We start from the raw sequence: 14,773 nt of genomic DNA, 5'->3' as shown, positions 1-14,773 counted from the left end.
TGTTCCCGGCTGCACCCATATCCCGTGCAGATCAATGAATTGAATGGGCGACACGCCCGACGGAAAGACGCAAAGGACGCTAGGAGAAATTTAAATGGGCAAAATCATCGGTATCGACTTGGGCACCACGAACTCGTGCGTGGCCGTCATGGAAGGGAATCAGGTCAAGATCATCGAAAACGCGGAAGGTGCTCGCACCACGCCGTCGATCATCGCCTATATGGACGATGGCGAGATCCTGGTCGGTGCGCCGGCTAAGCGCCAGGCCGTGACCAACCCGAAGAACACGCTGTACGCCGTCAAGCGCCTGATCGGCCGCCGCTTCGAAGAAAAAGAAGTGCAAAAGGACATCGCGCTGATGCCCTACAAGATCGTCAAGGCCGACAACGGCGACGCCTGGGTTGAGGCACGCAACGAAAAGCTGGCCCCGCCGCAGATTTCCGCCGAAGTGCTGCGCAAGATGAAGAAGACCGCCGAGGACTACCTGGGCGAGCCGGTCACGGAAGCCGTGATCACGGTGCCGGCGTACTTCAACGACAGCCAGCGCCAGGCCACGAAGGACGCAGGCCGCATCGCCGGTCTGGAAGTCAAGCGCATCATCAACGAGCCGACCGCTGCCGCACTGGCTTTCGGTCTGGACAAGAAGGAAGGCGGCGACCGCAAGATCGCGGTGTATGACCTGGGTGGCGGCACGTTCGACATCTCGATCATCGAAATCGCGGATGTGGACGGCGAACACCAGTTCGAAGTGCTGTCGACCAACGGCGATACGTTCCTGGGCGGCGAAGACTTCGACCAGCGCATCATCGACTACATCATCGGTGAGTTCAAGAAGGAACAAGGCGTCGATCTGTCGAAGGACGTGCTCGCGCTGCAACGCCTGAAGGAAGCCGCTGAAAAGGCCAAGATCGAACTGTCGTCGAGCCAGCAGACCGAAATCAACCTGCCGTACATCACGGCCGACGCCTCGGGTCCGAAGCACTTGAACCTGAAGATCACGCGCGCCAAGCTCGAAGCGCTGGTCGAAGAGCTGATCACGCGCACGATCGAACCGTGCCGCACGGCGATCAAGGATGCCGGCGTCAAGGTCAGCGACATCGACGACGTGATTCTGGTCGGCGGTATGACGCGTATGCCGAAGGTGCAGGAGAAGGTGAAGGAGTTCTTCGGCAAGGACCCGCGCAAGGACGTGAACCCGGACGAAGCCGTGGCCGCAGGTGCCTCGATTCAGGGCTCGGTGCTGTCGGGCGACCGTAAGGACGTGCTGCTGCTCGACGTCACCCCGCTCTCGCTCGGTATCGAAACGCTGGGCGGCGTGATGACGAAGATGATCACGAAGAACACCACGATCCCGACGAAGCACTCGCAAGTGTTCTCGACGGCGGACGACAACCAGCCGGCCGTGACGATCAAGGTGTATCAGGGTGAGCGCGAGATGGCCGCCGGCAACAAGTCGCTGGGCGAGTTCAACCTCGAAGGCATTCCGCCGGCAGCACGCGGCACGCCGCAGATCGAAGTGACCTTCGACATCGACGCCAACGGCATTCTGCACGTCGGCGCGAAGGACAAGGCAACCGGCAAGGAAAACAAGATCGTCATCAAGGCGAACTCGGGCCTGTCGGACGCTGAGATCGAGCAAATGGTGAAGGATGCCGAGCTCAACGCCGAAGAAGACAAGAAGGCACGCGAGCTGGCCGACTCCCGTAACCAGGGCGACGCACTGGTGCACAGCACCCGCAAGGCGCTGACCGAGTACGGCGACAAGATCGAAGCTTCGGAGAAGGAAGCCATCGAATCGGCGATCACGGCACTGGAAGAATCGCTGCGCGGTTCGGACAAGGCCGACATCGATGCCAAGGTCGAAGCGCTGGGTACGGCAAGCCAGAAGCTCGGCGAGAAGATGTATGCCGACATGCAGGCGCAAGCCGGTGCTGCGGGTGCCGCAGGTGCCGAGCAGGGCAAGCCGCATGACGACAACGTCGTCGACGCCGAAGTGAAGGAAGTCAACGACAAGAAGTAAAGCGTGCATGGCGCGCGGGGCATCGAAAGTTGCACCGCGTGTGGGCCGGGTATCGAGGTTCTCCGCAAGGGGAATGTCGACCCGGCTTTTTGCCTGATGGCGACATGCGCCAACATTGGAAAGAGTTATGGCCAAACGTGATTACTACGAAGTCCTTGGCGTCGCCAAGAACGCCTCGGACGAAGAGATCAAGAAGGCGTATCGCAAGCTGGCGATGAAGTACCACCCGGACCGCAATCCGGACAGCAAGGACGCCGAAGACAAGTTCAAAGAGGTCAAAGAGGCCTACGAGATGCTCTCCGAGCCGGAGAAGCGCGCGGCGTACGACCAGTACGGTCACGCGGGCGTCGATCCGAGCATGGGCGGCTTCGGCGGTGCGGGCGGTCAGGGCTTCGGCGGCTTCGCAGACGCGTTCGGCGACATCTTCGGCGACATCTTCGGTCAGGGCGGCCCCGGTGGTCGTGGTGGCCGCGGCGGTCCGCAGGTGTATCGCGGTGCCGATCTGCGCTACAACATGGAGATCACGCTGGAGCAGGCCGCAAACGGCTTCGACACGCAGATTCGCGTGCCGAGCTGGGACGAATGCGAGATCTGCCACGGCAACGGCGCGAAGCCGGGCACGAAGCCCGAGACCTGCCCGACCTGTAACGGGGCGGGTTCGGTGCGCATGTCGCAGGGTTTCTTCAGCGTTCAGCAGACCTGCCCGAAGTGCCACGGCACGGGCTCGTACATTCCTGAGCCCTGCACCAACTGCCACGGCTCGGGCAAGATCAAGAAGACCAAGACGCTGGAGATCAAGATCCCGGCGGGTATCGAAGACGGCATGCGTATTCGTTCGTCCGGCAACGGCGAGCCGGGTGTGAATGGCGGGCCGGCGGGCGACCTGTATGTGGAGATCCACATCAAGGCGCACAACGTGTTCGAGCGCGACGGCGACGATCTGCATTGCCAGATGCCGATTTCGTTCGCGACGGCGGCGCTCGGCGGCGATATCGACGCACCGACGCTGCACGGCAAGGCCACCTTCGAAGTGCCCGAAGGCACGCAGACGGGCAAGACGTTCCGACTGCGCGGCAAGGGCATCAAGGGCCTGCGCGCGAGCTATCCGGGCGATCTGTACGTGCACGTGCAGGTGGAAACGCCTGTCAAGCTCAACGATGCGCAAAAGCAGATGCTGCGCGACTTCGATGCTTCGCTGAAGGAAGGCGGTGCACGCCACAGCCCGCAGTCGAAGGGCTGGTTCGACCGCGTCAAGCAGTTCTTCGAGTAATTCCATGCAAAGTGAAGCGCCCCTGGCCGCGTTCGCGCTGTTGGACGACAGTGCGGATCCGGCCGGTGGGGCGCGTCTGTACACCGGGCTCGTACGCGAGGTAACTTGCGACGAGCCCGCTGTGCTTTCCGACGCGCTCCGCGAAGTGGAAGACGCCACGCGTCACGGCCTGCACGCCGTGCTGCTGGCCGATTACGAATTCGGTGTGCGCCTCGGTGGCGTGCATACGGTCGCGACGCGTCGTGCGCCGGGCCAGTTCCGCGCCATGCTGTTCTCCGGGATGCAGCGGCTCGACGCCGCGCAGACGCAGGCGTGGCTGGCGCGTCAGGAGTGGGTGGACGCCGGAGGCGATGCCGACGCGTGGCAGGACACCGGTGAACGTGTGACCGCCGCCCCCGCCGTTGCAGGCATCGGCGCATTGCAGAGCGACGTAAGCGATGCGGCCTTTGACGACGCCATCGCCCGTATTCACGAATGGCTCGCACAAGGCGAGTGCTATCAGATCAACTACACGTACCGTCTGAATTTCGACGCGTTCGGCTCGCCAGTCGCGTTGTATCGTCGCCTGCGCGCGCGTCAGCCGGTGCCGTACGGCGCACTCGTGATGCTGCCCGGCGCACGAGGCGTTGCCGGTCGCGCGATTCTTTCGTTGTCGCCTGAGTTGTTCCTGCGTCATTCGCGCGGTCAGGTGGAGGCACGTCCGATGAAGGGAACGGCGCCCGCGTGCGGCGATGCCACTATTGACGCACAGCGCAGCGCAGCCCTCGCCGCCGACGAGAAGAACCGCGCCGAGAACCTGATGATCGTGGACTTGCTGCGCAACGATCTCGGACGTCTCGCGACATCCGGCTCGGTCAAAGTGCCGAAGCTGTTTGAGGTGACGCGCTTCGCCAGCGTCCTGCAAATGACGTCGACCGTCACCGCAACGTTGCCGGACACGACCTCGATGGCCGACGTGCTGCGCGCCTTATTCCCTTGCGGTTCGATCACGGGCGCCCCGAAGCATCGGACGATGCAGTTGATCGGTGCGCTGGAAACGTCGCCGCGCGGTCTTTACACCGGGGCCATCGGCTGGCTCGACGCGCGCAGTGACGATCCGCAGGCGCTGGGCGACTTCTGCATGTCGGTTGCGATCCGCACGCTCGAACTCGACGCGCCGGGCGCGAGCGGCCTGCGTCGCGGACGCCTGGGCGTCGGCGCGGGGATCGTGCTGGACAGTAAAGCCGATGAAGAACGCGACGAGTGCCGCCTGAAGGCGCGCTTCCTGAGCGCACTCGATCCGGGCTTTGAACTCTTCGAGACGATGCAGGCGACCCGTGCCTCCGGCGTCCCCCATCTCGGACGGCATCTGTCGCGCTTGCAGAAGTCGGCGCAATACTTCGGCTTCACGTTTGACGAAGCGGCGTTGCGCGAACAAATCGACGCGGTGGTCGCAACGCTGAGTGAAGACGATATCCATCGCGTACGCCTCGCGTTGTCTCACAACGGCACGGCGGCGATCACGCATGGTGTGCTCACACCGCTGCACGGCGACAGGGTGAAGGTGCTGTTGGCCGATGCCTCTCAAACGACGCGCGCGGACGATCTGTTTCTGCGCCACAAGACCACTGTGCGCGCGCGTTACGACGCCGCCTGGAAAGCGGCCGAAGCGCGAGGCGCGTTCGACGTGTTGTTCTTCAACGACCGGGGCGAATTGACGGAAGGCGGGCGCAGCACGGTGTTCGTCAGACTTAACGGCATCTGGATGACGCCACCGTTGTCTTCCGGCGTGCTGCCCGGGGTGATGCGCAGCGTGCTACTGGACGACCCGTCGTGGGCCGCCGTCGAGGCGGTCGTCACGCGCGACGACTTACTCACCGCGCAGGCCATCGTCGTGTGCAATGCGCTGCGAGGCGCACTACCGGCGACGATCGCGGCCACGACCGCCACCTGACACAGCGGCGCGCCAATACCCTCGACGCGCCGCTATCCTTCACTTCCTTCAGCTTCCCTGACGCGCTGCCATCTGCGGCACGAACAGGTCGCTCCACTTCGCCGGACGCGTCTTGATCGTGCCCGCGCGGCTCATGAACTCGACGTACTGCATCAGCCCGTTCGGCGTCGTCGTGAATTGCAGACCGGGGTCGGCCAGCATCTGCTCGATCTCCGCTTGCGGCAGGTTGATCTTGGACACGCGAAGGAACGTCTGCGCCGCGCCCACGTGGTCCTTGGCGATGTACGCCGCGGCCTCTTCCTGCGCCGCCAGAATGGCCTGCACCAGCTTCGGATTCTGGACGGTGAACTGCTTGGGCGCGAATACGACGTCGATGGTGATGTTACCCAGCACGTCCGTCGAATTCAGCACGCGCTTGATGCGCGGATCTTTCAGTTCCTGATACGAGAACGGCGGCGAAGTGAAGTGCGCCGTGATTTCCGTCTTGCCCGAGAGCAGCGCGCTCACAGCTTCCGGATGGCTCAGGCTGACCGTTTGCGGATCGAGCTTTGCGTAGTTCTCGATGCCGAACGTCTTGGCCACGGCCATTTGTAGCAGCACGGCAGACAGCGACGTCTTGATGCCCGGAATCGCGATCTTGTCCTTCGACGTGAAGTCCTTGAGCGACTTGATGTTCGGATTGTTCGTATTGAGCCAGAGCGGACCCGTCGACAGCGCGGACAGACCAATCACCTCCGAGCGCGGAATGCCGTGCGCCTTCGACCAGAGCGTGACGAAACCCGGCGCGCCCGTGCCCGCGACGTCGAGGTTGCCCGCGAGCATGGCGTCGTTGATGACGTTGCCGCCGTCGAGAATGGTCCAGGTCGTCTTCACATCGCCCAGCCCCAGCGCCTTCGCGTGCTTCTCCACGAGATGCTGATCGCGCATGACCATGAGCGGCAGATACAGAATGCCGTAGCCATGCGACAGGCGGACGGTGCTCGCTTCGGCGTGTGCCACGTTGCCGAGCGTTGACAGGGCAGTCGTCGCGGCGAGTGTGAGTGCGCTTGCCCAGCGGGTGAAATTGCGTCGGTTCATGATGTTGTCTCCGTGTTGTTCGAATTATTCATGCCCATGAAAAAGGGCGTCAATCGGAGCAGGCCGAAAATCCGGTCCGCTCCGAGTGTCAGTGCTGCATACCCCAGCGGTGCAACGTGCGCTTCTCGATGCGGGCGAACAGCAGGTTCTCGACAGCCAGCCCGATCAGGATCACGAAGAACAGCCCGGCGAAGACGTTGGCCGTCTCCAGCGAATTGCGGTTCTCGAAGATGTACCAGCCCAGGCCACCCGAGCCGGACGACACGCCGAACACGAGTTCGGCAGCAATCAGGGTGCGCCATGCGAACGCCCAGCCCACCTTCAGGCCCGTGAGAATGCTCGGGAACGCCGCCGGGATCAGCACGTGCTGCACCAGCGCGAAGCGCTTAAGACCGTAGTTCTGGCCCACCATGCGTAGCGTTTTCGACACGCCCCGGAACCCGCTGTGCGTGTTGAGCGCCACGGCCCACAGCACCGAGTGCACGAGCACGAAGATCACGCTGCCGTTGCCCAGTCCGAACCAGATCAGTGCCAGCGGCAGCAAGGCGATGGCTGGCAGCGGGTTGAACATCGCGGTGAGCGTCTCCAGCAGATCGTTGCCGATCTTCGAACTGATGGCGACCGTCGTCAGCACCGCAGCGAGTGCGATCCCGATGCCGTAGCCGATAAGCAGCGTCTTGAGCGAAACCACGGCGCGCAGCAGCAACACGCCGCTCGTCAGACCGCTTGCGAACGCGGCGACCGTATCGGTGAAGCTCGGGAACAGCAGGGCGTTGTCGAGCCAGCGTCCGTAGATTTCCCAGATGATGGCCAGCACACACAGAATCACAGTCTTGCGCAGCCAGCTCAGTCGATAAAGGGTCTCGAAGGTGGAGAGCGGGCGCTGGATCGACGACAGTTCGGCCTGCACCGGTTCGAGCACGAACTCCGGACGGTAGACGGGTTCGATCGGGGCAGGGGATGCCGACGTGGCGGATTGCGAAGGGATTGCATTCATGGCCGTCATCCTCAGTGGGTCGCGAACAGCAGTTGATCGATGCGGGTCTCAAGCTCGCTCTGATGCGCCGTGCCGAGTTGTTCGGGGGCGATGCTGTTGAGTTCTGCCTTGACCTGACCCGGATGCGGCGAGAGCAGCAAAATGCGTGTGCCGATGCGGATCGCTTCGTCGATGCCGTGCGTGACGAACAGCACGGTGAAGCGCGTGTCGTCCCACAGGCGCAGCAGTTCGTCCTGCATCTTGCGGCGGGTGAGGGCGTCGAGCGCGGCGAACGGCTCGTCCATGAGCAGGACGTCGGGCTCCATTGCCATGCCGCGTGCAATGGACACGCGCTGCTTCATGCCGCCGGAGAGTGTGTGCGGATAGCTGTCGATAAACTTCGCCAGACCGACTTTCTCGATGTAGTGGGCGGCGCGCTCAGCGGCGTCGCGTCCCTTGAGGCGTCCGCTGGCCGTGAGCGCAAACTCCACGTTCTGACGCACGGTTTTCCACGGCAGGAGTTGGTCGAACTCCTGGAACACCATCATGCGGTCCGGGCCGGGTTCGGTGATCGTGCGGCCTTTGAGGCGGATTTCGCCGTGAACCGGCGGCAGATAACCGCCGATGGCCTTGAGCAACGTCGATTTGCCGCAGCCCGACGGGCCGAGCAGCACGAAGCGGTCGCCCGGGTAGACGTTGAAGCTCACTTGCTGGGCGGCGGTGACGAGATAGTCGTCGGTCTTGTATTGCAGCGTGACGGCGTCGATTTCGAGCAATGGCGGCACTGCGGGCGAAGTCGTCCCCGCAGCGCCCGCATGGGGGGCGTTGTGCATTGCGTGTCTCCTGAAGAATGCGATAGTGCTTTTTTGTAGTCGGCTCGATACTAAGTAGCGAAGCTGTAGCGAACCTGACATCGGGCCGCGCCACGGCCCGAATTCAGGGGAAACACTGAGGTGGCTCACTGGGATTTCCGAGACAATCGCGCTCAGAAGACGAAAGCCTCAGGAAGATTAGGAGACGAGAAGACCATGCGCATCATGCTGGTGGAAGACACCGCCGATGTCGCCGAAGCGATCGCCACGCAATTGCGCAGGCTCGGCCACGCGCTCGATTGCGAGACCGACGGGGCGGTTGCCGCCGGCCGCATCGGCGACGACTACGACCTGCTGATCCTCGACGTCATGCTGCCGCATGTCGACGGATTCGAGTTGCTCAAACGCGTGCGCGAGCGCGGCCTGTCCACGCGCGTGCTGATGCTCACCGCGTGTGCCGAGATCGAGGAGCGCGTGCGTGCGCTCGATCTCGGCGCGGACGATTACCTCACCAAGCCCTTCGATTTCCGCGAGCTCGAAGCGCGTGTGCGTGCGTTGATGCGCCGCACCGGGCAGGACGCGACCAATCGTCTGACCTGCGCCAATCTGACGCTCGATCGCAAGAGTCGTGGCGTCGAAGTGGACGGCCAGCCCATCGAACTCACGCGCCGTGAAGTCACGCTGCTGGAAATTCTCGCCGGACGCCCGGGGCGTATTTTCGGCAAAGACGAATTGATGGATCGTTTGTACGGCGACGAGCCCGCGCCGAATGCGAACGCCATCGAACAATACGTCGCCCGTCTGCGCAAGAAGCTGGCCAGCGCGCAATTCCAGATTCGCACGCTGCGCGGGCTGGGCTACCAACTCGTCCTGTCATGATCGTCCCCGGTCGCTCTCTTTACCTGCGTCTGGTGATCCGCATGGGTGCGGTGCTGGCGTTCGCCGTCGTTGCGGTGCTGCTGGGCATCTGGTTTTCGACGCGCGCCGCCGTCGACCGGGCCTACGACCGCTGGTTGCTCGGCAGTGCCTTGCAGGTGGCCGAGAACACCTGGTACCAGAACGGTGAAGTGAACGTCGATGTACCGCTTGCGGCCTTTTCCGCGCTCGCTCCCGGCGATCAGATCTTTTACACCGTGCTCGATCCGAACGGCCGGTCCGTGGCGGGTGATTCGGAGTTCCGTCCGCCGATTCCGTGGGACAAGCTGGCTGACGGTCCTCTCGTGGTCGACGGCACGTATCAGGAGATGCCGATCCGCATCGCCGTCGTGGGACGGCGCATGCCGGTGACGTCGCCCCATCCGTGGGCGGTGGTCGCGCTGGCACACACGCAGAATGCGCGCGAACGCTTCACACGCGGGTTGGCCGACAACACGTTGCTCATCACGATTGCGACCGGTGTGCTGACGATGCTCGCCGCGTTGTGGACGCTGCGTCAGGCGCTCGCACCGCTCAAGCAAATCGAAGCGGCGATACGCGCGCGGGATCCGAACGACCTTGCGCCCCTTGCCGTGACGGTGCCTGCGGAAACGCTGGCGCTCGTCGGTGCGATCAACGACTTCATGCAGCGGCTCGCGACGTCGCGAGCGTTGATGCGTCGCGTGATCGGCGACGCGGCCCATCAACTGCGAACGCCGGTGACTGCGCTTACGGCGCAAGCGGAAATGCTGACGCAGACGCAGGACGAGGCGGCGCGTCAGACGCACATCGCCCGCATTCAGAAGCAGGCGCGCGGACTGGGTGGGCTGATCCATCAACTGATCAATCACGCGATGGTGCAGCATCGGGCGGAGAGCGTCGCGCCGATCCCCGTCGATCTGAACGAACTGTTGCAGACAGCGATGCGCGAGACGTTGTCGTACGCCACGCGCGATATCGACGTTGCGCTGCATGCGCCGGAGGAGCCGTGCATGATCGTCGGCGACGAGTTGAGTCTGCGTGAGGCGATCAAGAACGTGCTGGTCAACGCGGTGGCTTACGGCGCACCGCATCGTCTTCATGTGGACGTGACGCGTGTCGGCGATCAGTGGCGCTTGCGATTTTTCGACGACGGACCGGGCATCCCGGAGCAGGAGTGGCAACGCGTACGCACCCCCTTCTCATCGCGCGCGGACGGACGCGAAGGCGCAAGCCTGGGCCTGGCGATGGTCGCGGAGGTCGTGCATGCCCACGGAGGACATATGAGCTTCGAGCGTGTGGATGGCGAGGGCTTTGCCGTCATCCTGACGTTGCCGGTCGCGGCATAAAAAAAGCGGCTCATCGCTGAACCGCTTTTTTCTCGTCCTCGCGGACGTTGCCTGCATCCGATCTCAGAAGCTATGTTCCAACGTCGGGAACGTGCTGTGCTTCACCGCTTGCACGTAAGCTTCAATCGCCGCCGCAATGCTCGGCTGGCCGTCCATGAAGTTCTTCGAGAACTTCGGCGACTTGCCGGGGAACACGCCGAGCATGTCCTGAAGCACCAGCACCTGACCATCGCAGTCGACACCCGCACCGATACCGATGGTCGGCATCGTCGGCAGTTCCGGCGTCACACGCGTGGCAAGCGCGGCGGGAATCGCTTCGAGCACCACGAGTTGAGCACCGGCCGCTTGCAACGCGCGTGCGTCTTCAAGCAGTTGCACCTGCGCCGCGTCTTCACGACCCTGCACCTTGAAGCCGCCGAACGCGTGCACCGATTGCGGCGTCAGACCCAGGTGGGCGCACACCGGAATACTGCGCTCGACCAGAAAGCGCACCGTCTCGGCAAGCCACGCGCCGCCTTCGATCTTCACCATCTGCGCACCCGCTTGCATGACGGCGACGGCGCTCTGATACGCCTGCTCCTTCGTACCGAACGTGCCGAAGGGCAGATCGGCCAGCACGAGCGCCTTCTCAACACTACGTGCCACACATTCGGTGTGATAGCAGATGTCGCGCAGCGTGACGGGCAGCGTCGTGCGCTGGCCTTGAATCACATTGCCCAGCGAGTCGCCGATCAGAATGGCGTCGACGCCCACGCGGTCCAGCAGCGCGGCGAAGCTTGCGTCATAAGCGGTGAGCATGGCGATCTTCTCGCCACGTGCGCGCATCTGGGCAAGTCCGGGAACGGTCACGGCCTTGCGGTTGGATTCTTGCAGATAACTCATGTCAGCCTCGGTTCAGGAGGGTTCGCGGGCAGCACAGATGCGACGGGTGCGCTATGAGCGCAGCGGAAGGCGGAGCTTCAGAGGTCAGCGTTCAGAGGCGAGCGCCCTTGACGAAGACTTCCTTGCGCCCGCGCATCTGATCGATGCGTTCGACCAGCAGGGCGAAGTCGCTGTCGTCGTGCGCCGGGTCGAATTGTTCTGTGTCGACTGTCAATACCGGCGCAGCGGCGTAATGATAGAAGAATTCGCCGTAGATGTCGCACAGCGCGCGCAGATAGGTGTCCGGAATCTGCTGTTCCATCGGAATCGCACGCTTCTGGATGCGAGAGAACAGCGTTTCGGGACTGGCTTGCAGATGAATCACGAGGTCTGGCGCACGGTGCGGACGCTCGATATGCGCAACAAGCTTGCGGTACAGCTCAAGCTCGTCGGCAGACAGCGTAAGACGCGCGAACAGACCGTCCTTCTCCGGCAGGAAGTCGGTGAAGATCGGCTTGCCGTCGATTTCACGACGAGCAATTTCCGTCGCTTCATCGACACGCTGCAAACAGAACGACAACTGCGCGGGCAACGCATAACGCGCGCTGTCGCGATAGAAACGTTCGAGAAAGGGATTGAGCACCGGTTGTTCGAGCATCAGATCCGCACCGGCTGCGTCGGTCAGACGCTGCGCGAGCGACGTCTTGCCAACGCCGATCGGACCCTCGACGGCGAGATAGCGAAATCGCCCGAGTACAGGCGATCTCATGACGTGCAAACCCGCTTGGTCGGGCAGCAGCCCTGAGCAACGCGTTCGATGCGTTGATCGGCAACGTCGGGCAACAGGGCGCTGACGCGTCCCACGCCGGGAATGTCGAGTTCGGGGGCGATATCCGCGAGCGGATGCAGCACAAAGGCACGCAACGCGAGACGCGGATGCGGCACGATCAGATCGGGCTCAGTGATGCGTTCGTCGCCGTAGACCAGCAGATCGAGATCGAGCGTGCGCGGCGCATTCTTGTATGGCCGCTCACGTCCGAAATGCAATTCGATCTTCAAGCACAGGGCGAGTAGCTGGCGGGCGCTCAGACTCGTCTCGACGGCGACAGCGCAGTTGAGATAGTCGTCGCCGCTCGACTCGATGGGGGCGGTGCGATACAGGTCGGATTTGCCGATGATCGTGACGCCGATCTGCTGCGCCAGGCAGACGATGGCGTCCTTAATCGCTTGGCGGGCGTCGCCGAGATTCGCGCCGAGCCCGATATAGGCAACAGTCATTAAGCACCTTCGGAACCATGCTGTCGCGATGATACCCGCTTGCCATGATTCTCGCTGGTAGCGTTCTCACTACCGCCGCCGCCCTCATTGCCTCCGCCTTCACCACCTTCACCGCCACGTCCGCCCGAGGGCTTGCGACGACGACGGCGACGCTTCGCAGCAGGCGTCGATCCCGACGATCCGCTGCCTTGCGACAGCAGTTCGTCGCGCTTGACCGAGTCGCCTTCGAGGAAGTCCGTCCACCATTGACCAGCTTCGGCCGGGACTTCACCCGACTCGCAACGCAGCAACAGGAAGTCGTAACCGGCACGCAGGCGCGGATGTTCGAGCAGACGCAACGGCGTACGGCCGACGCGCTTGTCCAGACGCACCTGCAAGCCCCATATTTCCTTCATGTCGGCGACGAAACGGCGCTGGATGGCCAGCTTGCCGGTTTGTGCCTCGAGCACGTCGTCCATCGCGAGATGCAGCGCCGGAATCGGATATTCGCCAGCGCTCTGATAGGCCTGCCACTTCTCCAGTACCAGATGCCAGAGCAGCGCCGCGAACAGGAAGCCCGGCGACACCGGCTTGCCCGCACGAATGCGTGCGTCGGTATTGGCGAGTGCGAGCGTGACGAATTTCTCGCCGAGCGGCTGCTCCAGCACCACGTCGAGCAACGGCAGCAGACCGTGATGCAGACCTTGCGAGCGCAGTTGCTGCACACACGCCCAGGCGTGACCCGAGAGCAACAGCTTGAGCATTTCGTCGAACAGACGCGCCGCAGGCACGTTGTCGATCAGCGGCGCGAGTTGCGGAATCGGCTCGGCCGTCGCTGCGTCGATCTTGAAACCGAGCTTGGCCGCGAAGCGCACCACGCGCAGCATGCGCACCGGGTCTTCGCGATAACGCGTGGCCGGATCGCCGATCATGCGCAGCACGCGCTTCTGAATGTCTTCAAAGCCGCGGTGATAGTCGTGCACCGTCTGCGTCGCCGGATCGTAATACATGGCGTTGACGGTGAAATCGCGCCGGGCGGCGTCTTCGTCCTGCTCGCCCCACACGTTGTCGCGCAGCACGCGGCCCGATTCGTCGGTGACATGCGTCTTGCGATCGAGCTCGCCCTTTTTCGGACGACGCGCACCGATCTGCTCGCTATCGACTGCCTCGACCAACGCCCGGAACGTAGAGGTCTCGATGATCTCCTGTCCGAATTGCACGTGAACGATCTGGAAGCGGCGGCCGATGATGCGGGCGCGGCGGAACAGGCGCTGGACCTGCTCGGGCGTGGCGCTCGTGGCGACGTCGAAGTCCTTGGGGGCGATGCCGAGCAGCAGATCGCGCACCGCGCCGCCGACGACGAAGGCCTTGAACCCGGCTTGCTGCAACGTGTCGGTCACGCGCACGGCGTTCTTCGACAGCAGCGTCGGATCGATGCCGTGCACGGAAACGGGAATGACGACCGGCGTGCCGGGCGGCAGACTATTTACGCCGCCGTCGGTCTGGCCGTCTTTGCCGAGCAGCTTCTTGATGAATTTGCGGATCACTGGAACAACTCGAGAATGGGCCAGCGACGCGCCAGTGCGATTTCGCGCAGCGCCTCATCGGGGTTCGTTGCCACCGGATGGTTCACCTTCTCCATCAGGGGGACGTCGTTGGCGGAATCGCTATAGAAAAAGGCGTGGTTGAAGTCGCCCCAGGTCTTGCCGAGGCTGGCGAGCCACGCTTCGGTGCGGGTGATCTTGCCTTCGCGGAAGCTCGGCGTGCCCACGTACTCGCCGGTGTAGCGCGCGTTCGGGTCGTCGCCGACGGTCGCCGGTTCGGTACCGATCAGATGGTCGACGCCGAAGGCCTTTGCGATGGGGCGGGTGACGAACGTGTTCGTCGCCGTCACGATGGCGCACAGATCGCCCGCCTTGCGGTGCATGTCGAGCAGTTCGAGCGCTTCCGGACGCACGTGCGGCAGGATCGATTCTTCCATGTACTGCGCATGCCAGGCGTCGAGCTGGTCACGCGGATAGCGCGCGAGCGGGGCGAGGCAGAAACGCAGATAGGCCGGCATGTCGAGCCGACCTGCACGGTAGTCCTGATAGAAGGCTTCGTTGGCCTGCGCGTACGAGTCGCGCTCAACCGCGCCCTGGCGCACGAGGAAACGGCCCCATTCCTTGTCGCTGTCGGTCGGCAGCAGGGTGTGATCGAGATCGAAGAGAGCTAAATTGGTCATTGCGCGAATTTTACCTGAAGCGAAGGGCCGTCTAATGTCGTTCGGTGATTGAGGGGGCTGGCACCTGCGCGGAACGGGTCTCGAATGTTACCGAGAGGTA

Annotated in this window: 13 protein-coding genes; 5 read left to right on the top strand and 8 right to left on the bottom strand. The window is 63.3% G+C overall.

Features of this window, described 5'->3' with window-relative positions; genetic code table 11:
• Positions 1–94 precede the first annotated feature (94 nt).
• The 3 genes from dnaK (at position 95) to PCO31010_RS11670 (ending at position 5,223) form a co-directional block, all read left to right on the top strand.
• Positions 95–2,020: a molecular chaperone DnaK gene (dnaK, locus tag PCO31010_RS11680; protein ID WP_150576198.1), complete on the top strand. Its 1,926-nt coding sequence runs from the start codon at positions 95–97 to the stop codon at positions 2,018–2,020.
• A 127-nt stretch (positions 2,021–2,147) separates the two neighbouring features.
• Positions 2,148–3,290, top strand: a complete 1,143-nt coding sequence (gene dnaJ / locus PCO31010_RS11675) for a molecular chaperone DnaJ (RefSeq protein WP_039401022.1) — start codon at positions 2,148–2,150, stop codon at positions 3,288–3,290.
• Between the two features lie 4 nt (positions 3,291–3,294).
• Entirely contained in the window at positions 3,295–5,223 is a 1,929-nt protein-coding gene (locus PCO31010_RS11670; protein ID WP_150664415.1) for a chorismate-binding protein, read from the top strand.
• Between the two features lie 48 nt (positions 5,224–5,271).
• Here the strand turns inward: PCO31010_RS11670 and PCO31010_RS11665 are convergent, their stop codons facing one another.
• The 3 genes from PCO31010_RS11665 to PCO31010_RS11655 form a co-directional block, all read right to left on the bottom strand.
• Positions 5,272–6,300: an ABC transporter substrate-binding protein gene (locus PCO31010_RS11665; protein WP_150664414.1), complete on the bottom strand. Its 1,029-nt coding sequence runs from the start codon at positions 6,298–6,300 to the stop codon at positions 5,272–5,274.
• Positions 6,301–6,388: 88 nt separating this feature from the next.
• Positions 6,389–7,297, bottom strand: coding sequence for an ABC transporter permease (locus tag PCO31010_RS11660; protein WP_174984651.1), 909 nt, complete (start codon positions 7,295–7,297; stop codon positions 6,389–6,391).
• Between the two features lie 11 nt (positions 7,298–7,308).
• Complete coding sequence (locus tag PCO31010_RS11655; protein WP_039401014.1) at positions 7,309–8,109, bottom strand: ABC transporter ATP-binding protein; 801 nt, start codon at positions 8,107–8,109, stop codon at positions 7,309–7,311.
• A 195-nt stretch (positions 8,110–8,304) separates the two neighbouring features.
• Between PCO31010_RS11655 and PCO31010_RS11650 the strand changes: the two genes are divergently transcribed.
• Complete coding sequence (locus PCO31010_RS11650; protein WP_150576202.1) at positions 8,305–8,967, top strand: response regulator transcription factor; 663 nt, start codon at positions 8,305–8,307, stop codon at positions 8,965–8,967.
• Positions 8,964–10,331 carry a sensor histidine kinase gene (locus PCO31010_RS11645; protein ID WP_150664413.1) on the top strand — a complete coding sequence of 456 codons (1,368 nt, stop codon included), beginning with the start codon at positions 8,964–8,966 and terminating at the stop codon, positions 10,329–10,331. The genes PCO31010_RS11650 and PCO31010_RS11645 overlap by 4 nt, the downstream gene beginning before the upstream one ends.
• Positions 10,332–10,394: 63 nt before the next feature.
• Here the strand turns inward: PCO31010_RS11645 and panB are convergent, their stop codons facing one another.
• The 5 genes from panB to PCO31010_RS11620 form a co-directional block, all read right to left on the bottom strand.
• Positions 10,395–11,213, bottom strand: a complete 819-nt coding sequence (gene panB / locus PCO31010_RS11640; protein ID WP_150664412.1) for a 3-methyl-2-oxobutanoate hydroxymethyltransferase — start codon at positions 11,211–11,213, stop codon at positions 10,395–10,397.
• Positions 11,214–11,304: 91 nt separating this feature from the next.
• Positions 11,305–11,961 carry a deoxynucleoside kinase gene (locus PCO31010_RS11635; RefSeq protein WP_150664411.1) on the bottom strand — a complete coding sequence of 219 codons (657 nt, stop codon included), beginning with the start codon at positions 11,959–11,961 and terminating at the stop codon, positions 11,305–11,307.
• Complete coding sequence (gene folK, locus PCO31010_RS11630) at positions 11,958–12,470, bottom strand: 2-amino-4-hydroxy-6-hydroxymethyldihydropteridine diphosphokinase (protein WP_150576205.1); 513 nt, start codon at positions 12,468–12,470, stop codon at positions 11,958–11,960. Before folK ends, PCO31010_RS11635 begins: the two co-directional genes overlap by 4 nt.
• Positions 12,470–13,996 (bottom strand): polynucleotide adenylyltransferase PcnB, encoded by a 1,527-nt coding sequence (gene pcnB, locus PCO31010_RS11625; protein WP_150664410.1) that lies wholly within the window; start codon positions 13,994–13,996, stop codon positions 12,470–12,472. The genes folK and pcnB overlap by 1 nt, the downstream gene beginning before the upstream one ends.
• A complete protein-coding gene (locus PCO31010_RS11620; RefSeq protein ID WP_150664409.1) occupies positions 13,993–14,673 on the bottom strand; it encodes a histidinol-phosphatase in 681 nt (226 codons plus the stop codon). Before PCO31010_RS11620 ends, pcnB begins: the two co-directional genes overlap by 4 nt.
• Positions 14,674–14,773: the final 100 nt, after the last annotated feature.

Source organism: Pandoraea commovens (assembly GCF_902459615.1).
Taxonomy (GTDB): Bacteria; Pseudomonadota; Gammaproteobacteria; order Burkholderiales; family Burkholderiaceae; genus Pandoraea; species Pandoraea commovens.
The sequence above is the reverse complement of the archived record's forward strand: the minus strand, read 5'-3'. Positions and strand labels throughout refer to the sequence as shown.